The sequence below is a fragment of the Arthrobacter sp. JUb119 genome (assembly GCF_024807995.1).
Lineage (GTDB): Bacteria > Actinomycetota > Actinomycetes > Actinomycetales > Micrococcaceae > Glutamicibacter.
Genome location: NZ_JANUFE010000006.1, coordinates 79,552 through 98,248 on the forward strand (window position 1 = coordinate 79,552; position 18,697 = coordinate 98,248).

Below are 18,697 nucleotides of genomic sequence, written 5' to 3' on the forward strand. Positions count from 1 at the left end.
GAGTTTGCTAGTCCTCGATCAGGTCGGCGGTGGTCTCGCCGGTGTCGATGTTGCGGGTGACCTTGAACAAGCCCTTCGGCCCACGCTGCTCGTACACTTCGACGCGTTCCTTTGGCTTGGCCTTGGCCGGGGCGCGACGATTAGCCGCGGGCTTCGACGCCGCCTTAGCATCGGGAGCCTTGACTCCCGGCTTCGGCTCGGACTTGGCTTTGGCCGCTTCGTCCTCGTCCTTGGCCTTCTGGGCTTCGATAGCCTCTACGCGGGCCTTTTCCTCAGCTGCGTACAGTTCGGCTTCGGTCGGTTCCTTCTTTGGCTGAGTTGCCATGTTTGTCGCTCCTTAAGCGTTCTTGATGCCGCGCAGGCGTGCAGCGGCCTTGCCGCCGAACAGTGCCAGCCCGGTGTAGAACTCGATGCGGGTACGGTAGGAAGGCTTTTCCTGCAGCTCGCCCAGGTCATCGACCTGCACGCCGCCGTTGGTCAGGCCGGTTACGCCTCGGTCGCCTTCGTCCTGGCCGAACTTCACGGCGTAGATGGAGGAGGTGTCGAGGGAAGCGCCCATGGTCTCGGACTGCGGCAGGATCAGGTTTCCTGCTGCATCGTCGGATGGATCCAGGATCGCGATGCCGTTGTACTGCAGTACGCGCTTGCCGGTCAGGTCCTCACGGACAATCTCGGTGCCACCGATGCGGCGGCCGGCCGAACGGATCTTTCCGGAGATCTGCGCGTTGGCGTAGATGGCGCCGTTGGAGCCGTTCAAACCCGGTACCTGGGCAATCAGCGCGTCGAGCATGTCGAAGAAGTCGTGCGCTGCGTCGCCGTTGGTACCAAGCACCGGAGCGCCATCAACGTCAGCGTCCAGCACCTGCGCTCCGATGAGACGCTTTTTCAGGCCGTCGAAGCCCAGAGGCTCGGTCGCCACGTCGCCGTTGAAGAACGAGTTCTGGAACTTGTACGACGCGGCCTTGACCTTCATCGCGGTCTGCACCGCGCGCTGGTCGTTCAGGTCGCTGCGGGTCTTCTGGATGAAGCGGTCTACGTCAGCGTCGCCGCCGAGGATGACCAGCGACTCGGTCGACTGGTTCACGGTACCGGTGGACTCCGAGTACGCGCCGTTCACGGCACGGAACTCAACGCCTGGCAGGGTGCCTTCAGCGTTGTACGCGTAGGCGTTGCCTTCAATGTTCATGAAGGGAATGCGGTCCAGGATGGAGGATTCCTGGACGAAGGTCTCGATGACGCCTCGCTGCAGGTGGGTGGTCGACAGCTTAGCTGCCTCGGGCAGAGTGAGAGCCATGGTGGCTTCTCCTTTCAGAGTTGCGTGTCACCGCGGCCCATCGGCCGAGGTGTCTTACTTTTTGGGTGACTGCGAGTAGCCCAGGCGCATGCGGGCCATGCCGGGAGCTACTTCTTCCGTTCCGGAACCGATGTGGCCAGCGCCCGGGACAACACCGTTGCCCGAGGCCTTTCCCCACTTCGCGATCCATGCGTCGGCGTCCGCTTCAAGTTCTTCCTTGGAACTGCCGCGCAAGCGCTCGGCCGCTTCCAGATCCAAGCCCTTGGCAGCGGCAACTTGGTACTGCAGAACCGCCAGTTGGGTCTTAGCCAGCTCCGATTCGGTGGTGCTCTTGCCGTTGCGAAGATCTTCAAGCTCCTGCTCGCGCTTTTGCTCGTCGGTCTTCCCAGCGTCCTCGAAACCCTTGATCTTCGATTCGCGCTCGGCCAGCTGGGCCTTGAGCTGCTTCACGGTTTCCCGTTCGGCCGCCAAGGCCTTGATGCCTGGTGCTCCCAGCTGCTCGTCATTTCCGGTGCCATCACCGCCGGTGCCAGCGTCGCCGCCACCACCGCCCGTTCCAGCGTCGCCACCGCCGGTCTTGTCTCCGCCGGCGGCTCCACCCGCATCGCCATCGGCACCGCCGGCGTTCGCGGACATGACCGCGTCACCGAACTTGGCGCGGTTGAACGCAAGCAGTTGCTCAAGCCCACCTGGTGCAAATGGGTCAATGAACCCGTGCATCAATGCAGGTGCAGTCGTAGATTCAGGCATTTCTTTTCCCCTATCGCAGGGTTAGTCCTCCCGGCATCGCACCGAGAAGAAGGGTTACCGTGTGAAAATCTCGCCAGCGGAACCGATCCACCGGCGATAGTTCGTCTCAGCCTGCGCACGTATCTGCGGGGTGAGAGGTCCTTTACCAAACGGGTTACGGCCTTCCTGCACCGCATCCCATGCCAAGGTGGCTCGCTGCACACGCTTCTGGGCCTCGCTCATCGTGGAGACAGGCCTAGATGGGTTCGCAATGACACCGTTGGGGTTCTGACCGCCGGGCTGGATATATCCGAACCGGCGAAGCTGTTCAAGCGTCTGTTCTCGCGGAAGGTTCTGCGCGTAGATCGCTTCCGGCGTCAGGCGCTTCTGCACTGTTCGTTGGTACTTGCTCTGAGCCGCCGGCTCGAAGCCCTCTGAATCGGCCCTGAGCCGCTCGGAGGAACCGAAATCACCGCGCTTGGTCGTGCCTTCATCCGTATTCAACGAAAGAAGAGACTGGCCGCGTCTCGTACCGTCCTGAGAAATTCCCGCGTAGGACATGCCTCTGCGGGAGTTGACCACCTGGAACAAATCCGAACCGTCACGAATCGCCTGCGCGCCCGCCGTCGTGAAGTGCTTATCCTGTTCCGCCGGCGACAGCGAATTGAAGTATTCGTACGGATCAACTCGCAAATCATCGGCATGGGACTCCTGCGCGGGAATCCCGCGACAGTCACAGCGAGGATGCCGGAGGAACCCGGCATTCCACCGATAGAACCGCCCAGCAAGCACCGCGCAACGGCTGCACGACGGCGGGTTGAGCATCCTGATATAACCGACACCTGCACGAGACGCGCGGTCCACAGAAGCAGCCCCACGGCCTGTATCGGACAAGACCGTCCGAGTGATCCTGTCCAGATCCTTACCGCCCATAGCCAAAGCCTGCTGAGGCACCATGCCCGCGCCAATCAAGCTCTTCGTCTTCGTCACCGGCGAATACAGCAACGACTCCAAAGGCCGCCCATCAGGCGCAGACAAAGCGAACGCCCGTGGATTCACGAACCCTTGAGGAAACACGTACGCGCCCTGCTCGGCGAGCGCCATGGCCCCGAAGGCGGCTCCTTCGGTAGCTGCGGCGGTCATGAGTGCTTGGACGCTTCTGGTGAGTTCCGGCGCTGTTTCTGTCCATGATCGGTCGAGGTCCACGAGGGAGATGTTCCGCCAGGCGTTGCGGGTTACGCGCAGTGCTTTGAGTGCGAGTAGCCGCATTTGGCGGTCGTGCTCGGTAGCTGCAGCAGAATAGGTGATCATGGTTGGATCAGTTTCTGTTCCAGGTCATTGATCATCAGGTCCTGTATCTGGCGTTCTGCGTCGGAGTTCGACACCCACTGTTTGACAGCTGGTGGCGTCGCGCCTGGAAGCATCAGCCATGCGTCCTTGCGTGCCATGCCGCCGGCAATGAGCTTGCCGATGGCATCAACAATTTGCGCGAAAGAACGCGGCTCGGTGTCCGCCCAGATGATTTCGCTGCCTGCGTCCTCGTGGGATTCGCCGCGGGCCCGGTTTGCCAGGCGCATGACTTGTTCCAGTGACTCGCCTGCGGATCGCTTGAGGTCCTTCACCAGTGCCTGCAGCGTGGATTCCGCTCCTGCGAGTGCATCGCCGGAGAGGTTGGCCATGCGGGAGAGCATGTACTGGGGAGGGATCTGGCCGATTGCGAAGAAGTCGGTGAGGAATTCGGAGAGTACCTTGATGTAGTTGTCCAGGTTGGACTCCGGCAGGTCGAATACCTTGGTGTCTGAGCCAGGGAATACCAATGCTCGGTCTACACCGAGGCGACCGGGGCTGTTGAGCATCGGCAGCGGGAGGCCGTTGCCGTCTAGCACTGGTTTTCCGTCTGTGCCCATGCGGATGATCGGGTTGCCCGAGTTGTCTCGAACGACCGGGTCGTAGCCGGTGAAGACTCGTTGGCGGTAGGCCGAGAACTGCATGGCCAGCAGGGTATTGAACCGTATGGTGTTTAATGCGTCCTGCTGCGGGATCAGCGTTTGTATGGCTGCTCTCGGTTTGCCGTCTGCATTCAGGTTGTAGTCGAATCCGACGAAAGGAAGTGCGTCCAGTCCGTGCCGGCCATAGTCGGATAGCGTCCAGGCGGATGATCCGCCCGCGGCTTCGTACTTGAACCATTCGTTTTCGTCGTAGACGAAAGCGATCCGATTCGACGCCGAGTATTTTACGGAGGATGGAAGTATCAGCGAGGAACCGCGGCGCTCCTGCACGCTGAAAATTTTGACCGCCCAGGTATGCGTGAATGGATCTTCCGCATCGGCACCAAGCCAGACTCGCCGGCCGCTTTCGGGACGGATCTTCGGGGTCTTCTTGTTCGTCGGGTTCGCAGAAACCGACATGACGCCGCGGCCGTGGGTGTACATCTCCTGGAACGGGATTGCCTGGCGGGAATCCAGCCGGTTCGGCTGCCAAATTTCATTCCAGACAGTTTCGTCAGCAGTGTCTTGGCGTCCGGTCTTGATGCCATCGACTTGCAGTCGCTGCGTGGGTGCTTTGACCGCAATTTCCATCCAGTTGGCGATGGACATGTCCTGCAGCTGCCGGTACTCGGCATTCACGCCTTCCGGGGCGTAGGGCAGGTCCTGGTCGCCGGCAATGTAGCGTTCCCGGTAGTCCCAGTCCTGCTCCTGCTGCTTGAGCTCCCATTCGCCAACGTCCAGGCGCTCACGTGCAATTACCTCTGCATCAGGCACAGAGCACCTCCTTGGTCTAGTTGAATCCGTAGGCTTGCCGGGAGATGCCGTCTTGCGGCTTCCACCCGGTGGACCAGCCCGCGGCGCGAGCGTCACAGGCAGCTTCGTGCGCGAGCACGGAGGTCACGGCCGCATCGATCTTCTGATGGGCCGAGGGCTTGAGGATGATGTAGCGCTGGTTGGTTCGGGCGAACATTCGCGCGTTGGAAATGTGCAGCGCGGTGATGGGGCACCCGTCGTGCAGCAGTGCGCCGGATTCCAGATCAACGATGAATCGCTCCAATGCGGAGTGCATTGGTGCTTGCCGGTAGGTTTCCCACTGGATGACCCGTTCATCACCGTATTTGGAGGACCAGGCTTCTATCTCGGTCTTCCACAAGGGCGGATCGCAGTACATGCGTTCCACTTTGTGGGCCGCGAATAGTTCTTCCACCGCTGCGTGCACTTCCTCGCGTGGAATACGGCCACCGAACTCTGCCGGATCCCAGATGGTTGGCCGGCGGTCCGGCCCGTAGGTGGGAGTGAACTGCCAGCCACCCAGAGTTTCGGCACGAATCGCGGTGAAGTCGTGCTTCTCCGAACCGTCGAATGCAAGGCAGATATTCACGCAACAGACTCCGTTCGGCTCCACAGCCCTTCAGGCATCCACGCGCCCTTGCCCTGGGACAGGATGTTCCCGTAGAAGCGTTCTGCTTCCTCCGGGTCTTTCTCCATCATTTCCATGGCTTCAGCTTCAATGCCGTCCAGATCCACCCAAGGTGAACCGCGATAAACGAACTCGAGGATCTTCCGGCGGTCACGAGCATTCTTGAATTTCAGATGCTCCGGCGGCCGGCGGAAGAAACGGAACAAGTCCTTCGCGGATGACTCATAGGTTTCCTGTGCAGTCGAAGCCTGCGACGGGTCGTAGGCGTTCGTGGTCTCAATGCCTCGGCCACCGATGCCGGCCAAGCCACGGCGAGCTGTCTTAGCTACGTTCTTCAGCTTGTTCGTATCGGTGAATGTTCCGGTCTCGTCGAAGAGGCCGAACGTGATCGGGTTACCCAGGCGGGAGAGAGCCGAAGAAGTGACCGCTTGGATCAGCCCGTCTTCGCCGATTCTGGCGAAGCTCTCGGTTGTTCGTATGAACTCGGACAGTGGCCCATCCTTGACCATGCCCTGCAACGGACCGTAGGTGTTGTCGACTTGTTCCTGCGATGTGGCGAACAGCTGGATCAGGGGAGTAGGCCAGGGGATTCCCTTGGCCTCTCCCTCCTCGTACTCGTACACGAAACCGCAGCTGCAGTCGTATGTTGAGCACTCGAATGCTTCACCGTCATGAGCCCAGCCACCGAATAGTGCCGGACCGCGAGCCTCGTTCAACGTCATCGAAGCAGCCCAAGGACCTTTGCCTGTTTTCTGCGGTGCAATGACCTGGGAACGACGGTTTTCGAAAGCCGGGGCCAAGATCGGACGTTCCGGACGCCAAATCGCTTTTTGCTTCACCCGATAGTGGTTGACCGTGCACCACAACTGCCAGTCACGGTGCACAAACGGCAATCCACGGTCGAAACCGGTAGGAATCGGGCAATGAGCCTCGATCCAATCCGCGGCAAGGAACCCTATCGTTGGGAAATCGACAACAAACTCGCTACTTTCCTGATCCATTGCGCACTACATGCATGCGATCACGGGCAGACTCACGGCGAGCGCGGTTATTCGTCTGCTTCTTTTCTTCGCGTTTCTCGCCGAGTTCGTCGGTGGAGATTCGCCAACGGTTACGGAGCAACGCTGTTTGGGATAGGCCGAGGCGATCAGACCATTGTCGTGCTTCTCCTGCTGCCTTGAGGTTGCCTCGTTCGCCTGCAACCAGGACTCGGACGTACATTCCTACGTCGTGACGCCAACCCAACCCGTCCCAGGCGACCGCTTGGGGCGTCTTCCAGATTTCCCTCCACACAGCTAGTTCGCGTGCGTCCAGCGCCTTAGCTAGGGCCTCGTCACGCTCTTCTGCGGGTTTGAACTTTTCCTGGTCACGCCATTTCTCCAAGGGGAATGCTGGTGCGTTCCCCTTGCGACCTTCGGCAGGAAGGGTGGTCCATCCTGAGGAGTCGGCCTTGCGCATCCGGCGAAGTGCGTTCGGATCTGGCGCCGGGCCAGAGTTCACGCGTGCTCCTCCACTTCCCATGAGATACCTGCTTCCATACCGCGTCGCGCGGTGTGTTGAGAGGGGCATCGCGCCCACTCTTTTCAATGCATTTCGTGGATTCAGATTTACTGGTTTTGATGCTGAATCCAGAACCAGATTTGAACCTGGCAGACCAATAAAACTTGAACCTGACTAGGGTTTTCAGAATTCCTTGAACCTGACAAACTATTTAGAGACCTCCCCGGCGGTACTGGGCACCCCGGGCGGGAAGGGGGTATGCCCCACCCCTTACGAAGGTCGTTCGAACACCGCATGCGAGGCGAATCCAGCTGCCCTGGTGTTGCATCTGATGTGCTCAGGACCTGTCCAGGCTTTGCGGTCATCGGTGTGGCCGAGCTGGAACGGTTCGTCGTGGTCGAACTGAATGCGGCACTTGGCGCAGGCGAAGTTGTGGACTCCAGCCTTGATGATCCGTTGGCGTTCCTTCTGATGTGCCGCATCGTATCCGCGCTGGTAGCTACTGCCGCGCTTCTTCTCGTAGGCCCGGGCATGCTCGGGGCATCGCTTCTCGGTGCTGAGTGCGGGGCAGCCATGCTGGGTGCAGACTCGCATGCGTGTCATGATCACCTCACTGCGTCCGGGTACGACGAAGCCCCGAACCACTGCTGTGATTCGGGGCTATCGCTTGAGCCAGTAAGGCCATTCAATCAGTAAATTTACGCCACTAAGTCAAGTCCGTCAAACCCGACCCAGACGGGGAGGTCGAGCGCCTCGGCGCTGTGGCCGAGACGCCTTCAGCATCTTCGACCAGGTGTCCCATTGCACCGCGTGATGGGCATCAGCTGCACACCGGACAGTCTTCATACCATCGGACCTCTCAGCAATGAACAGCTGACCTTTGCACCCGGGGCGCTTGCAGTACTGATCCGGGAGCTTGGCAGTAGTCTCGACACCGTACGTCTTGGCTGCGATCTGATCAGCCGCCTCGGCAACCCACCAATACGCCTGGCGGGTGAAGCTCTTATCGGTGGCTCCCGCGGTCTTCACCATCTGCCACCGGGCCAGCCACTCGGCCAAGCTCGGCGTGGTCTGATCAGCCGGCAACGAGAGACCAGGATGATCATCGATCAGCCTGAGCGCCACTGACCAGATGTTGTCGCGCACGATCATCAACGCATCCGAAACCGAAACGTTAAACGGCAACGGTGCTTCAGTGCGCTGGGCGTGACGCTCACTGTCACCACCTCGCGACGGATGCAACGCGTCCTGGGCTTCATCCCAACGATCAGCCACCAGATGAAGATCAGCACGCATCCGGTCATCACAAGTAGGGCAGAGATTCAGATCAGCCGACGCAGCAGGTGCAACCTTGTCCTGCTCCGCCACCAGATGAACCACGCACACCCCAGCACCTTCACGAGCGATCGACTGGCAACCCCAGCAACCGCAATCCGCAGCATCCTTATGCTCTGACAACTGTCGCACCTCCTCGCAACACCTGAAGAATCCGGCCAGACACCCAATCCGATGGGCGCCACACCTCAGCAACCTGGCCACCCAAACGAAGATCATTCAGCCACGACTCCTGCGCTGGACTCACTCGGCCGGCCTGGGCCTTCAACTCGGCAAACATCAACTTCTTCGTCCGGCCATGGACCAGCACCAGATCAGGGAAGCCTGGATTTGAACGCCGTGAATCATGGGTGTGGTACTGCTGCGTGTAGCCCAAGGACTTCGCAAGGTTCTGCACATGAGACTGGAACTCTGATTCACTCCACAAGAGGACAGGGTTCTTGAACGGCTGTTGGTTGTACTTCATTAGGAATTCCTTTCTGCCAAGTCCTGGCACTTCCGACAAGGCAACTGCAACCCATGGACCTCACACGACGTATTCGGCTCGTCCACCTTCTGCCCCTTCACCCCGTAGTACCTCGACCCAAACCTGCCACCAGCAAGAACCCCAGGAGCTTCCCCCGCATCATGAGAGATAGCTGCAGGTCCTGGATTAGGCAGAGCTGCAGAGGACTGGTTTCCGGAGGCAGAGTTCTTCTTTCCTCGTCTACGTCTGGATCTAGATCTTGTGGGCTTAGGAGAATCTGGGGGTGGCTCAGGCTGACCCATGGCCGACCCTGAGCCTGACCCCTCCATACCCTGCCCTGCCCTGCCAGCCCGTGCCCGCGTATGCGCGCGCCCGTAGATAGCTTCTTGCTCTTCGACCATCGATGGTGCGCTTGCCTGACCATCGATGGTCGAGAATTTGGTCATTGCTGCCGGAATATCAGGGTCCTCCTCAACAGCCCAGGCTGGCATGTCGGCCTCTCCACCTTCGAATGCATCTGCTTCTACAGCTGGTTCCGGAGCGACGTTCTGCGAACCCGAAGGCGCGATCGTCAAGCTCGACGGAGCTGGCGCTGGAGCTGATGTTTTGGAGAGGCTGAGGCCGAAGCGAGCGGCTGGACTCTGCGGCGCCTGCTCAACAGCTGGTGATTCCGCTTCGGTCTCCGGAGCGACGTTCTGCGGACCCGAAGGTGCGATCGTCAAGCTCGACGGATTCGAAGCGGTTTCACGGGCTGGAGCTGGGCGCAGGGTCTTACCGGCCTGCTCTGGGGTGCGTCTGCCCTTTTCCCGATTGCATTGGGCACAGGAAAGGACGATATTCCTAACCCCGACGGCCAACGTCGGGTCAACATGATCCATTTCAGGGCGCTTATCGCCCTTGCTGGTCTTCTTGAAGACCATATCGCCGCAATAGCGGCATCTTCCCCTGGAACACTTCGAGTCTTCGGCATCGCGAGCCCACACCGCAGCCTTGATCTGCGGATCGTTGAGCTCTTTGCGCTTGGCTCTGGCCAGGCGCACTTCAACGCCCTTGTCATACCCGAACTGGAACCAGTCGTGGAAAAGATAATGCCCTTCCTTGACCTTCGGGCACTGCTCACAGGAATGCCCGGCCGCGTGCCACAGCCCCACCTCAACCAACCGCGCGGCCAAGAGATCAACTGCATCACTATTGAGCAGAATCTTCATCAGCTGCACGTGGGAGACGAGGCCATCGGTCAACGCGGCCTGCGTGACGCTTCCCGCCATAGTCCAGAGCCCTAACGCTGCCATGCCCACCAGATCGTCCTGCAACGCCGCTTCGGCGAGCGCTGAGGCTTTCGGGTTGACGTGGAGCTGGTCATCAACTTGGAAGAATGGCAATTCTTTTCCCTCCTTTCACAATGGATCGTTTTCTTCTTTTGGGGTTGTGCGTTTGGTGGTCCTCTTTGGTTCGCAATGGGGTAGCTTTTTCGATCTGTCATTTATTAATCCGTTAGGATTTTGCCTATCTGTGAGTTTTGGAATGGGAGTTGGATTTTCGTATGAACAAGCGTGAGCAGGTCTTTGTAAGTTCTACTTATGAGGACTTGAAGGAAGCTAGAGACACTGTAATTTTTGGGCTTTTGGAGGCGGACTGTTTTCCCGCTGGAATGGAGTTGTTTCCGGCCTCGAATGCGTCGCAGTGGGAACTGATCAAGTCGATCATTGATGACTCCGATTACTATTTGCTGATCATCGCAGGTCGATACGGGTCGGTTGATGAAACAGGCATCAGTTACACGGAAAAGGAGTTTGACTATGCTGTCGCAACAAATAAGCCGATCGTCGTCTTTGCTCACAAGAGCCCTGAGAGCCTTCCCGGTACAGCGACCGACCAGAATGATGATCTCCGTGCGAAGCTTGCAAGTTTCCGCGAGAAGGCTTGCACGGGTCGCACTGTGAAGTTCTGGACGCAGAAAGAAGAACTTCCAGGCATGGCTGCCATGGCTTTGAACAATCTCCGTAAGTTCAACCCAGCGGTTGGCTGGGTTCGCGGTGATAAGGCCATGACCCCGGAGATGGAAAGCGAGATTGCAGATCTGAAAACCCGTCTGGTCGAGTCGGAATCCAAGCTTCATGACTCTCTCGATCAGGACAGCCGGCCGATGTTCGAGGATCTGGCTATTGGAGAGGCAAAAGCTACTTTTGAGTTCCAAGCTCAGGAACCTGACTTTTACGAATACGTAAAAGGAGAAATCACCATGACGTGGAACGAAATCCTCGCGACTGTCGGCCCTGCATTCTTCACCGCCGGCGTTGATGAAGATATCGCAGCTCGGCTGCAAGACAAAGCAGCCGAATCTAACGGAGGACGTGGATACTCTGATTTCACCGTGTCGTTCAGAGTTGCCGAAAGCGTACGAATTCAGTTCGTAGCTGCGGGGATCCTGACAAACGCTGTTGACAGCGGCGGACGCATCATTGCTGATCATTGGATGCTGACCCCGCGAGGCCGCAATTTGTTCTTCGGGCTTCGTGCTCATCGAGGGCCCGAAACGGCGCGGCTCTAGTAGCAACTGGTCTTTCATGAACATCGCCTCCCCATCTTGATCAATGGCTTATAGCTACGAATGCGGATAACTATTGGCCTGCCGTTTAACTGGCCGGTTTTATAACGTGAGTTCGTTTTCCAACTAAGCTTTTGGGCGTTCTTCACGTACCACCTAACCGTTGGTCGCTTCATATATGCCCTTGTCGTTTTCATTGGCCTGCACGTCCCCCTTTCTGTTTCGGGAGCTTCCGGGCTTGAGCTCTGGCTACGGCGAGCGCTTCTTTGGGGTGTTTGGTGTCTGCGAGGGCGTTGCCGCGTTGGAGAGTTATCCAGCGTCGGGTGTTCGGGTTTCGGCAGACGTAGATCTTTTCCGAGTCGTCGGTGAGCGCTCTTATGAGCATCATTGGTGGGCCTCGATTCTTATTACTTGTTCGGGGTCGCTGCGGTGCTTGATTTGGACGCCGTTCCAGGTGAGTTCCACGACGGTGGCGTGGAGTTGGTGGGTGAGGTAGGTGATACGCCCGTAGAGTCGCGATTCTCCCGGAATGTTGATGCAGGCGTGGAGCCCCAAGTGGTCGAGGTTATTGAGGCGGCCGGTTTGGATCTCGTCCATATCCCGGAGCGGGTCGAGACGTGGGACTGGCCCATCGCTCCTGGGGCGTCTCGGGGTTGCTGGTTCAGTCACTTTTTCTCCTGGTACTGGTTAGCGCGGTCACGGAGCCACGGGCGGATCTGTAGTGCGGATGCATGTGGCGGGAAGTCCCAGTGGACTGGCGTTTGATCGGCCGCTTCACGTAGCGCTTCTGCTTTCGCTTCGGCGCGGACGGTTTCAAGGCAGCGGTCGAAGAGTCCGGTGTTGTACGCTTCCATTCCCGCGTCCCGGTGATGCGAGAATGCTGACCGCACCGCCTCCGTGCTCGGCGTATATTCCCCGCCGTGGTAGGTAGCCGCGTGCTTCTCATTGGTGCCCGTGGGAATCATCTCCTATGTTTTTGATTAGTAATTCCTGTGCTTCGACCTGTATTGTTTTCCCTTGTGCATCTCAGTCCTGATGCTGAACGAAGTCACTCGATCCCAACAGGAGGAAGTTATGGGTTTCATTGGTTGGATTGTTTTAGGCCTTATTGCTGGTGCGATCGCTAAGGCGATCAAGCCTGGTGAGCAGGGTGGCGGCTGGCTCGCTACCCTGGTGCTTGGTGTTGTTGGCGCTATTGTTGGCGGGTGGATTGGATCCGCGATCTTCGGAGTCGGAGTAAACGAATTCTGGGATCTGTCTACATGGTTGCTGGCCATCGGCGGCTCGCTGATCGTCCTCGTTATCTGGGGTCTGATCACACGCAAGAAGGCGTAGTTTGCGCGACAGAACGGGGTCTTACCTTTCGGGGTGAGGCCCCGTTCGCTATGCCTAGGCATCGTTCACCGCTGGGCGGTACAGGACGGTCAACTCTTGCCGTAGCTCATTGACGTTCAGGAAGTAGAAGACATCCGTAGAAGTAATCTGCCCTTGCGTGTCCGGCATACACCAACCGGAGCCCCCGTTATCTACTGATCCGCGTTGCCAAACAAGGGTCACTGGCACGTTTCGCGTTCCCGGCGCGATCCCCATGCAAGCAACAATGCTTTGGGTCGGCAGCGCGTCGAGTTCTTCCACGCTGCTCACTACCGGCTGGGCGACGGTGGCCATCTCGATTTGGTGCATTGCCATGGCCTTGTCATTAGGGACATAGACGCAATTTTCGCTATCTATGATTGTCGGAATGCTCTCGCCACAATCGCAGCTATTGAAGTCATGCGCCCACTGATGTCGAGCAAGCGCGTCCTGGTTTAGCGGGGTCTGGTTAGGCATTGGGTTCCTCCTTGGATTTCGTCTCTTGGCTCGGGCGCTTTCCAGCCCTGCTCGATCATGACCGGAACGATCAACTTCAGCGCTTCTGCGATGTCCACCTTGTGCTGATACCGGTTGAAAGCTCCAGCGCCAGCCCAACTGGGCATCGGCAGCTCGCCATTCTGGATCCTGGTCTGCTCGTAGGAGATGATGGCCACCTGCTCGACCAGGTCCTCAGTGATGTAGGACTTCGGGGCGGTCATGACTGAACCTCTGGCTTCTTCATCTGGCCGGTGATGGTGATCTTGTCCGATGGCATGAGGACGTGATGCTGGCCGTCCAACATGACTCCGACGTACTTCATCTTCTTGCCGCCTTCGACGTCGTAGGATCCGTGGGTGATGGACTCCAACGTGCCCTTCGTCGGCGCAAACTCGACGGTCTTGCCGGTGTCGGTGCCGTTCAGGCGCCGGGCCTCGATGACAGTGCTCATGCCTGCAGCTCCTTCAGCTTTTTGACTTCGTCCGGTTGGAACCCGAACCAGTCGTGAGATTCCTTGGTTTCCATATCCATGACCAGGACGTAGGGCATCGTTGCCGTGACGCCCTTCTTCTGTGCGATCAGCTTCAACTCGTCGATGGACTGCTTATCTGACTCGTTGACAACGATCTCTTGGTAAGGGATGCCGGCGGTGTTCAGTGCACGCTTGGTGTTGGTGCACTGGTTGCACGTTCCTGGCTTCGTGTACAAGGTGACTAGCTTGCTCATGCTGCTGGCCCTTTCACGCTCATGAGCGCGTCCGCGGCTCTTCTCATTTGGCTGATCAATCGCGTCACGGCTACGGCTCCTTCCGGTGTGAGCTTCAGCGTGTGCATTACCTCGCCACGGAACCGTGGAGCATCGTGCGCGAGGACTGCGTGGAAGTAGTTCTTCTTGTCCGCCATCGAGCTGTACCGGTAGATCGACTTCTTGCGCTGCTCCTTCTCCGACCAGCGCGAGGACTCCTGCTTGTAGATCCACTTGCGCTCCAGCAGGATCGCGCGCAGCTCGTTCTCGCCGATCTTCAGATCAGAGGCCAGCGTGCGGATCGTAATCAGATCCTCGTCGGCCACGAACGTATCGACGTAGTCCACCTTCGGAGCATCCTGTGCAACCTTGGACTCCAGCGCCTTGACCCGCGCACTGGTGATCTGCAGCGCCTGGGCGACAATGTCATCCTCGGTCATCGGCGAGCGCTGGTACCCGCCGGTTTTGCGGATCGAGGGGAGGACTTTGTGTGTGAGCCAGCGTTTGAAGGCTTTGGCTTCTGGCTTGCGGGAGCGGAGGACGAGAGAGTACATTCCGGCCTCGGTCACGCAGGTCATTTGCTGGGTGCCGCCGAGGGTGTCGGTACTAACGACACCCTTTTCGTCGTCGTCCAGTGTGGCTACTGCATCTCGTGCGTTGCGGATGTCGAGTACTGCGCAAAGGTCGTTGGCGATGAAGTGCGGTTCTCCGGCAATCAGCACCGTGCGGACTTCTTCGGCCTGGTAGATCCATGTCTGGATTTCGGCCATGGTTTCCTCCTATACAAGGTCTTTGGTTTGTTAATTTCCTGACAAGGTTTTAGCTGACTACTGCGAAGGGTGTGGGCAGTTCGGTGGCCCAGTGCTCCTTCAAGTTCTCGTAGTTGTCCTTGTCCTTGTTTTCGAGTTCGACGCGGTCGGCGTGGAGCATGCCGATGAAGTAGCGGCCGCACAGGACGAGCAGCGAGCCAGCGTTGTTCGTGAGTGCGCACACCGTGAGCGGGTCGCCGTAGGTGGTTTGCGCTGCGCGGAACACTGAGAGGCGTTTCAAGTCGAACCTGGTCGCTGGGAGCATTGCGCGGTTGCGCTGAGCTCCGCGGCCGATTGCTGCCCAGACGCGGGGCAGGTGCTTGTTGGATTGCACTGGGGTGGTGACGGTGAGCTGGTCGCCTCCGAAGAGCTGGCCGAGACGGCGAACCTTGATGGTGGCCACGGTGAGGTCTTCTTCTGGTTTTGGCCGTTGCTCTTGGGTGAAGGTGACGGTCACTTCCAGCTGGACGTTCCAGTCCTCTTTGCCTGGTGCGAACATGTCGATGATGGTGCCGGCGATTTCCGGGGTCATGGTGAACTGGCCGAGTTCGCCGAGGAAGGATTCTTCGTCGATGGGTACTCGGGCAATCGCTGCGGTCATGCCGTTGGTGGCGGTGACGAGCAGTTCACGGTTCGGGCGAATCGTGCAGTCGATGCTCCGGCCGACCAGATCGTCCTTGTCGTTGGAGACATGCGTCTTGGTGGATGCCAAGGCGGACCGGAAAGCGGGGAGGTCTACTGTGAATTGCAGCATTCGTGGTTCCTACTTCCTGAGCCTTCTTCGTTCGTCGGCTGTCTTTCCGCCGCGGATGCCGTACCGGGTATCAGATTGGACTGCGTCAATGAGGCAGTCGAACCGGACCTTGCATCCTCCGCAGAGGTTCTTGCCTTCGATGGCCGCTACGCGGGATTCGCTGGCCGGGTGCCAGGGATCGCCCTTCTTCTTGAAATCCCAGTTCTTGCAGAGCGCTTCGGCTCGCCAGTCCCGGTCGTCGGCGGCCATGTCCGGGGCTTGGCGGGTAATGCTCGCCATGCTTCTGGTTGCCACGGCTACTCGTTCTCCCCGTCGCAGTCGATGCACAGGCCCTGCCACTGGGAGTCGGCCACGACTTCCTGATTGCAGCCGCCGCAGGTGGCGGTGACTTCGTCAGGGAGGGGGACCAGATCCAGACCGCGATTGCGGCCAGGCAGATTCATGGCCGAGTACTCCATGGCCAGCTTCTCGTCGATGTCGAGTTCATAGCCGAGATGCTCAGTAAGGAACTTGTAGTAGGCGTGACCGTTCTTCCAGCGAGCGCCGTAGTTGCCGTTTTCAAACCCTGAGCGTTCGAAGCCAGACAGCTTGCCCAGCGATTCTTCGGTGCCGATGTAACCAGCGAAGGCCAGCATCATGCCCAGATAAGCCATGGACTGGCGCGCCAGGTGCTTGTGCACTTCAGTGTTCCAGCGGTCCAGGAGTTCGGAAGAGCTGGTGATTCCGTCCAGCTCGGGGGCTTTGATGCCCACGACCTCGCCCATAATGGTGCGTCCTTCATCCGAGTAGAGGATCTGCTCCGTGATCTTCTTGGCGATGGTTTCCTTCGCCAGCTGCTCCGACGGCTTCACGGTCTCGAAAGCATTCTTGATGAACGCGATTCGGGAGCGCTGCACGATCTTGAGCATGCTCTTGAGCTTGTTCTGGGTTTCCTTGTCGTGCTTCTCCTGCTCGGTCAGCTCGGGCTTGACCTTCTTCTCCTTGACGTACCAGGTAGGTTCAGGATCGCGATAACTGAAGTAGTAGCTGTGCCCGGCCGCCTTGTGCTCCTCGTCGGTCATATCGTCTTCAACCTTCGACCACGACGCGTCGTACTGAATGTTGAAATCCCCTGCCTTCGCTTCCAACGCCTCCAGCTCAGCTTCCCGTTGCGTCTTTTTGATCGACACCTCGGTCTCAGCAATGACGCGCTCAACGGTCTCCACGCTGGCACCGTTAGGCATATCCTCGATGCGCTCCACAGCGCGTTCGTACAGGTTGTGGATATCGGACTTCTCTTCCAGCTCCTGCAAGCGCTGTACCGCGTCCAAGCTCAGTCGGCCGGCGGAGTAGGCCTTGGATACGCCATCGTTCTTCAGGGCGACCTTGGCGCGAGCCTGGACTTCCTTGCGGGACATCTTGAATTTCTTGCCCACGGTCGTGATATCCAAGCCCAGATCCAGCAGGCCCTGGATGCCCTTGGATACCTCAGCTTCGGACAGTGGGCGGTGGTTGCGGCCGGTGGTCAGCATCGTCTCGATGTCAGCGCGCGGGCCACGATCGGCCTTCGGCACTGGAAGAACCACGCAAGGAACCTCAGTCAGACCGGCCTGCGCGGCAGCTGCACGACGGCGGTTACCGTCCTGCACCACGAAGTCTCCCTCGCGGTCCGGATGCGGGTACACCAGCAGCGGGTTGAGCAGCCCCAACTCCTTGATCTCGCCGGACAGCTGGGTCAGATCGCCCAAGTCCTCACGGATGTTATCGGGGTGCTGATGCACTGCGGAAAGGGCAAGAACTTCAAGTCTGCCGATGAATTTAGCCAAGAAAATACACCTCTAGTGCGTAAGAAAGATTTGGAAAGAAAGAGTTATGCGGCGCGGAAAGCGCGAAGGTCAGATGCCACCCAGTCGCCAACAGCCAGGACAACCCAGCCGAACGCGGCAATAGCGCACAAGCCACTGAAACCGGAAGGCAACTGCACGGTCAGCATGCAGAGCAGCAACAGCAGCCCGATGGTCGGCATATGGACCCAGAACATGCGGCGAACCGCGAAACGAAGAACGTCTGCAGGACTCATGGCGATCATCCTTCGAACAAGGACTGGGCCGGCACCGGGGGAGGAGCGAGAACTGCGGAGAAGTCCGCGATCTCCATCCCGTTCACGTGCAAGTGGCCCACGCCGTTGTCGCCGTCCGCGATGGTTCCGACCTCCACATAGACGCTGTATCCGCGGTACTTGTTCTTCGCCCACGCGCTCACCGTCGTCTTCGCTGCTTTCGCCCGATCGCTCTTTGGCGAGTCCAGCCAGGACGTGTGCAGCGTGGCAGACGGCCGGCCGGAGCCCTTCGGATTGATCACCACGCGGCCCTCCACCCGACTCACAGCACTATGCCTTTCCGGGTCAAGACCTCGTCGAGTTTCTTGGTTACCTGTTCGGCGGCTGATTTCGGCGTGGCCACCACCGAGCCGCCGACAGATACGCGAATGGCCTGCTCGCTGGGCTGGACCATCATATTTTCAGGCGAGCGCATGGACGGATGGTCTGAGTGCTGCATCATCTCCGCCACCTGCTGGCCACGGAACTTATCGACCTGGTCCCGCAGCTCGTCGAGGGCATCGTCCAAGCGGTCGATGTTCACTAGCGTGTGGTCGATGGCCCCGTTGATGTTGCCGGTGGAGTCGAAGCCTGGCCACTGCTTCAAAGCAAGCAGCAAGTGAACGGTGGCTTCCTTCGCACGGTCGTACGCCTCTTGGCGGGTAACCAGATTCTGTGCTTCGGCCAGACGTGCGGGGGAAACTGACTGGTGATTCTTCCGGAACCAAAACTTAGACATCGGTCTCTCCTCTTGTTGCTTTGCACTTGCCGCACTGGCACGGTCCGTCTTCGTTGGGGGAGAAGCCAAGGGCGAACTCGCCCAGGCCTTCCACCGAAGCCAACTTGCGGCCCATCTCGTTCGCTACGCGGTTCGCCACCTTCGCGGACTCCACCCGAGTGCGGTTCAACGCCGCTTCGGTATCGCGCAACTCAGCGGTCTTCTGGTTGGCCTTCGCGCCGGTCAGGAAGAAATACGTTCCCGAGCCGAGCGTTCCAATCGCGGTCAGGCCGACGCCTGCACCGATGATGGTGAGAATCAGATCGTTCACGCCGCCACCACCTGGACGATGGACTCGGCGCGCCAGCTGGCCAGCACGGCTCCTGCCTCACGGATGCACTGCTCCCGCGATGGCCGGGCCTCGGTCTGTGTGCTATCAACAGTGTTCGATACACTGGACATTG

General features: G+C 59.0%; 29 protein-coding genes. 2 read left to right on the forward strand and 27 right to left on the reverse strand.

Annotated elements, in window-relative coordinates:
- Positions 1-7: 7 nt before the first annotated feature.
- From M2368_RS15290 to M2368_RS15345, 12 genes are all read right to left on the reverse strand, one after another.
- A complete protein-coding gene (locus M2368_RS15290) occupies positions 8-325 on the reverse strand; it encodes a hypothetical protein (protein WP_498724652.1) in 318 nt (105 codons plus the stop codon).
- Positions 326-337: 12 nt separating this feature from the next.
- The gene (locus M2368_RS15295) at positions 338-1,294 is read right to left on the reverse strand and encodes a major capsid protein (RefSeq protein WP_434690848.1); all 957 of its coding nucleotides are present in this window, start codon (positions 1,292-1,294) and stop codon (positions 338-340) included.
- 54 nt (positions 1,295-1,348) lie between these two features.
- Positions 1,349-2,044, reverse strand: a complete 696-nt coding sequence (locus M2368_RS15300; RefSeq protein WP_498724653.1) for a hypothetical protein — start codon at positions 2,042-2,044, stop codon at positions 1,349-1,351.
- A gap of 54 nt (positions 2,045-2,098) precedes the next feature.
- Positions 2,099-3,334 (reverse strand): hypothetical protein, encoded by a 1,236-nt coding sequence (locus M2368_RS15305; RefSeq protein ID WP_498724655.1) that lies wholly within the window; start codon positions 3,332-3,334, stop codon positions 2,099-2,101.
- Positions 3,331-4,785, reverse strand: a complete 1,455-nt coding sequence (locus tag M2368_RS15310; protein WP_498724656.1) for a phage portal protein — start codon at positions 4,783-4,785, stop codon at positions 3,331-3,333. Before M2368_RS15310 ends, M2368_RS15305 begins: the two co-directional genes overlap by 4 nt.
- Positions 4,786-4,801: 16 nt before the next feature.
- Positions 4,802-5,392 (reverse strand): terminase, encoded by a 591-nt coding sequence (locus M2368_RS15315; RefSeq protein WP_498724657.1) that lies wholly within the window; start codon positions 5,390-5,392, stop codon positions 4,802-4,804.
- Positions 5,389-6,153 carry a hypothetical protein gene (locus M2368_RS15320; protein WP_498724658.1) on the reverse strand — a complete coding sequence of 255 codons (765 nt, stop codon included), beginning with the start codon at positions 6,151-6,153 and terminating at the stop codon, positions 5,389-5,391. Before M2368_RS15320 ends, M2368_RS15315 begins: the two co-directional genes overlap by 4 nt.
- A gap of 262 nt (positions 6,154-6,415) precedes the next feature.
- Positions 6,416-6,931 (reverse strand): hypothetical protein, encoded by a 516-nt coding sequence (locus tag M2368_RS15325; RefSeq protein WP_498724659.1) that lies wholly within the window; start codon positions 6,929-6,931, stop codon positions 6,416-6,418.
- 270 nt (positions 6,932-7,201) lie between these two features.
- Positions 7,202-7,534: a hypothetical protein gene (locus tag M2368_RS15330; RefSeq protein ID WP_498724660.1), complete on the reverse strand. Its 333-nt coding sequence runs from the start codon at positions 7,532-7,534 to the stop codon at positions 7,202-7,204.
- A gap of 117 nt (positions 7,535-7,651) precedes the next feature.
- Entirely contained in the window at positions 7,652-8,389 is a 738-nt protein-coding gene (locus M2368_RS15335; RefSeq protein ID WP_498724661.1) for a hypothetical protein, read from the reverse strand.
- Entirely contained in the window at positions 8,376-8,732 is a 357-nt protein-coding gene (locus tag M2368_RS15340; RefSeq protein ID WP_498724662.1) for a VRR-NUC domain-containing protein, read from the reverse strand. The genes M2368_RS15335 and M2368_RS15340 overlap by 14 nt, the downstream gene beginning before the upstream one ends.
- Positions 8,732-10,114, reverse strand: coding sequence for an HNH endonuclease (locus M2368_RS15345; protein WP_498724663.1), 1,383 nt, complete (start codon positions 10,112-10,114; stop codon positions 8,732-8,734). Before M2368_RS15345 ends, M2368_RS15340 begins: the two co-directional genes overlap by 1 nt.
- A 161-nt stretch (positions 10,115-10,275) precedes the next feature.
- Here M2368_RS15345 and M2368_RS15350 point away from each other — a divergent pair, with 161 nt between their 5' ends.
- Complete coding sequence (locus tag M2368_RS15350) at positions 10,276-11,283, forward strand: DUF4062 domain-containing protein (RefSeq protein ID WP_498724664.1); 1,008 nt, start codon at positions 10,276-10,278, stop codon at positions 11,281-11,283.
- Between the two features lie 381 nt (positions 11,284-11,664).
- Here the strand turns inward: M2368_RS15350 and M2368_RS15355 are convergent, their stop codons facing one another.
- Both M2368_RS15355 and M2368_RS15360 read right to left on the reverse strand, forming a co-directional pair.
- Positions 11,665-11,877 carry a hypothetical protein gene (locus M2368_RS15355; protein ID WP_498724665.1) on the reverse strand — a complete coding sequence of 71 codons (213 nt, stop codon included), beginning with the start codon at positions 11,875-11,877 and terminating at the stop codon, positions 11,665-11,667.
- A gap of 68 nt (positions 11,878-11,945) precedes the next feature.
- The gene (locus M2368_RS15360; protein ID WP_498724666.1) at positions 11,946-12,245 is read right to left on the reverse strand and encodes a hypothetical protein; all 300 of its coding nucleotides are present in this window, start codon (positions 12,243-12,245) and stop codon (positions 11,946-11,948) included.
- Between the two features lie 109 nt (positions 12,246-12,354).
- Here M2368_RS15360 and M2368_RS15365 point away from each other — a divergent pair, with 109 nt between their 5' ends.
- Positions 12,355-12,615 (forward strand): GlsB/YeaQ/YmgE family stress response membrane protein, encoded by a 261-nt coding sequence (locus M2368_RS15365; RefSeq protein WP_105661338.1) that lies wholly within the window; start codon positions 12,355-12,357, stop codon positions 12,613-12,615.
- 54 nt (positions 12,616-12,669) lie between these two features.
- Here the strand turns inward: M2368_RS15365 and M2368_RS15370 are convergent, their stop codons facing one another.
- Genes M2368_RS15370 through M2368_RS15430 form a run of 13 tightly spaced genes read right to left on the reverse strand, consistent with a single transcriptional unit; the run spans position 12,670 to position 18,695 of the window.
- A complete protein-coding gene (locus M2368_RS15370) occupies positions 12,670-13,110 on the reverse strand; it encodes a hypothetical protein (RefSeq protein ID WP_498724667.1) in 441 nt (146 codons plus the stop codon).
- Positions 13,089-13,352: a hypothetical protein gene (locus M2368_RS15375; RefSeq protein WP_498724668.1), complete on the reverse strand. Its 264-nt coding sequence runs from the start codon at positions 13,350-13,352 to the stop codon at positions 13,089-13,091. Before M2368_RS15375 ends, M2368_RS15370 begins: the two co-directional genes overlap by 22 nt.
- Positions 13,349-13,582 carry a hypothetical protein gene (locus M2368_RS15380; RefSeq protein ID WP_443437701.1) on the reverse strand — a complete coding sequence of 78 codons (234 nt, stop codon included), beginning with the start codon at positions 13,580-13,582 and terminating at the stop codon, positions 13,349-13,351. Before M2368_RS15380 ends, M2368_RS15375 begins: the two co-directional genes overlap by 4 nt.
- Positions 13,579-13,857 carry a glutaredoxin family protein gene (locus tag M2368_RS15385; RefSeq protein ID WP_498724669.1) on the reverse strand — a complete coding sequence of 93 codons (279 nt, stop codon included), beginning with the start codon at positions 13,855-13,857 and terminating at the stop codon, positions 13,579-13,581. Before M2368_RS15385 ends, M2368_RS15380 begins: the two co-directional genes overlap by 4 nt.
- Complete coding sequence (locus M2368_RS15390) at positions 13,854-14,645, reverse strand: BRO family protein (protein ID WP_498724670.1); 792 nt, start codon at positions 14,643-14,645, stop codon at positions 13,854-13,856. The genes M2368_RS15385 and M2368_RS15390 overlap by 4 nt, the downstream gene beginning before the upstream one ends.
- Before the next feature lie 49 nt (positions 14,646-14,694).
- The gene (locus M2368_RS15395) at positions 14,695-15,438 is read right to left on the reverse strand and encodes a hypothetical protein (protein ID WP_498724671.1); all 744 of its coding nucleotides are present in this window, start codon (positions 15,436-15,438) and stop codon (positions 14,695-14,697) included.
- A gap of 9 nt (positions 15,439-15,447) precedes the next feature.
- A complete protein-coding gene (locus tag M2368_RS15400; protein WP_498724672.1) occupies positions 15,448-15,732 on the reverse strand; it encodes a WhiB family transcriptional regulator in 285 nt (94 codons plus the stop codon).
- Between the two features lie 2 nt (positions 15,733-15,734).
- The gene (locus M2368_RS15405) at positions 15,735-17,243 is read right to left on the reverse strand and encodes a ParB/RepB/Spo0J family partition protein (protein ID WP_498724673.1); all 1,509 of its coding nucleotides are present in this window, start codon (positions 17,241-17,243) and stop codon (positions 15,735-15,737) included.
- 44 nt (positions 17,244-17,287) lie between these two features.
- Positions 17,288-17,497, reverse strand: coding sequence for a hypothetical protein (locus tag M2368_RS15410; RefSeq protein ID WP_498724674.1), 210 nt, complete (start codon positions 17,495-17,497; stop codon positions 17,288-17,290).
- Between the two features lie 5 nt (positions 17,498-17,502).
- Positions 17,503-17,802 carry a hypothetical protein gene (locus tag M2368_RS15415; protein ID WP_498724675.1) on the reverse strand — a complete coding sequence of 100 codons (300 nt, stop codon included), beginning with the start codon at positions 17,800-17,802 and terminating at the stop codon, positions 17,503-17,505.
- Entirely contained in the window at positions 17,799-18,254 is a 456-nt protein-coding gene (locus M2368_RS15420) for a hypothetical protein (RefSeq protein WP_498724676.1), read from the reverse strand. Before M2368_RS15420 ends, M2368_RS15415 begins: the two co-directional genes overlap by 4 nt.
- Positions 18,247-18,564, reverse strand: coding sequence for a hypothetical protein (locus M2368_RS15425; RefSeq protein ID WP_498724677.1), 318 nt, complete (start codon positions 18,562-18,564; stop codon positions 18,247-18,249). The genes M2368_RS15420 and M2368_RS15425 overlap by 8 nt, the downstream gene beginning before the upstream one ends.
- A complete protein-coding gene (locus tag M2368_RS15430) occupies positions 18,561-18,695 on the reverse strand; it encodes a hypothetical protein (RefSeq protein WP_498724678.1) in 135 nt (44 codons plus the stop codon). The genes M2368_RS15425 and M2368_RS15430 overlap by 4 nt, the downstream gene beginning before the upstream one ends.
- Positions 18,696-18,697: the final 2 nt, after the last annotated feature.

Excerpts from the sequence above, each read along its gene's own strand:
- M2368_RS15290 (WP_498724652.1), bottom strand. The coding sequence starts at position 325 with ATGGCAACTCAGCCAAAGAAGGAACCGACCGAAGCCGAACTGTACGCA.
- M2368_RS15295 (WP_434690848.1), bottom strand. The coding sequence starts at position 1,294 with ATGGCTCTCACTCTGCCCGAGGCAGCTAAGCTGTCGACCACCCACCTG.
- M2368_RS15300 (WP_498724653.1), bottom strand. The coding sequence starts at position 2,044 with ATGCCTGAATCTACGACTGCACCTGCATTGATGCACGGGTTCATTGAC.
- M2368_RS15305 (WP_498724655.1), bottom strand. The coding sequence starts at position 3,334 with ATGATCACCTATTCTGCTGCAGCTACCGAGCACGACCGCCAAATGCGG.
- M2368_RS15320 (WP_498724658.1), bottom strand. The coding sequence starts at position 6,153 with ATGACGTTGAACGAGGCTCGCGGTCCGGCACTATTCGGTGGCTGGGCT.
- M2368_RS15330 (WP_498724660.1), bottom strand. The coding sequence starts at position 7,534 with ATGACACGCATGCGAGTCTGCACCCAGCATGGCTGCCCCGCACTCAGC.
- M2368_RS15340 (WP_498724662.1), bottom strand. The coding sequence starts at position 8,732 with ATGAAGTACAACCAACAGCCGTTCAAGAACCCTGTCCTCTTGTGGAGT.
- M2368_RS15350 (WP_498724664.1), top strand. The coding sequence starts at position 10,276 with ATGAACAAGCGTGAGCAGGTCTTTGTAAGTTCTACTTATGAGGACTTG.
- M2368_RS15355 (WP_498724665.1), bottom strand. The coding sequence starts at position 11,877 with ATGGACGAGATCCAAACCGGCCGCCTCAATAACCTCGACCACTTGGGG.
- M2368_RS15360 (WP_498724666.1), bottom strand. The coding sequence starts at position 12,245 with ATGATTCCCACGGGCACCAATGAGAAGCACGCGGCTACCTACCACGGC.
- M2368_RS15365 (WP_105661338.1), top strand. The coding sequence starts at position 12,355 with ATGGGTTTCATTGGTTGGATTGTTTTAGGCCTTATTGCTGGTGCGATC.
- M2368_RS15370 (WP_498724667.1), bottom strand. The coding sequence starts at position 13,110 with ATGCCTAACCAGACCCCGCTAAACCAGGACGCGCTTGCTCGACATCAG.
- M2368_RS15375 (WP_498724668.1), bottom strand. The coding sequence starts at position 13,352 with ATGACCGCCCCGAAGTCCTACATCACTGAGGACCTGGTCGAGCAGGTG.
- M2368_RS15380 (WP_443437701.1), bottom strand. The coding sequence starts at position 13,582 with ATGAGCACTGTCATCGAGGCCCGGCGCCTGAACGGCACCGACACCGGC.
- M2368_RS15385 (WP_498724669.1), bottom strand. The coding sequence starts at position 13,857 with ATGAGCAAGCTAGTCACCTTGTACACGAAGCCAGGAACGTGCAACCAG.
- M2368_RS15390 (WP_498724670.1), bottom strand. The coding sequence starts at position 14,645 with ATGGCCGAAATCCAGACATGGATCTACCAGGCCGAAGAAGTCCGCACG.
- M2368_RS15395 (WP_498724671.1), bottom strand. The coding sequence starts at position 15,438 with ATGCTGCAATTCACAGTAGACCTCCCCGCTTTCCGGTCCGCCTTGGCA.
- M2368_RS15410 (WP_498724674.1), bottom strand. The coding sequence starts at position 17,497 with ATGAGTCCTGCAGACGTTCTTCGTTTCGCGGTTCGCCGCATGTTCTGG.
- M2368_RS15420 (WP_498724676.1), bottom strand. The coding sequence starts at position 18,254 with ATGTCTAAGTTTTGGTTCCGGAAGAATCACCAGTCAGTTTCCCCCGCA.
- M2368_RS15430 (WP_498724678.1), bottom strand. The coding sequence starts at position 18,695 with ATGTCCAGTGTATCGAACACTGTTGATAGCACACAGACCGAGGCCCGG.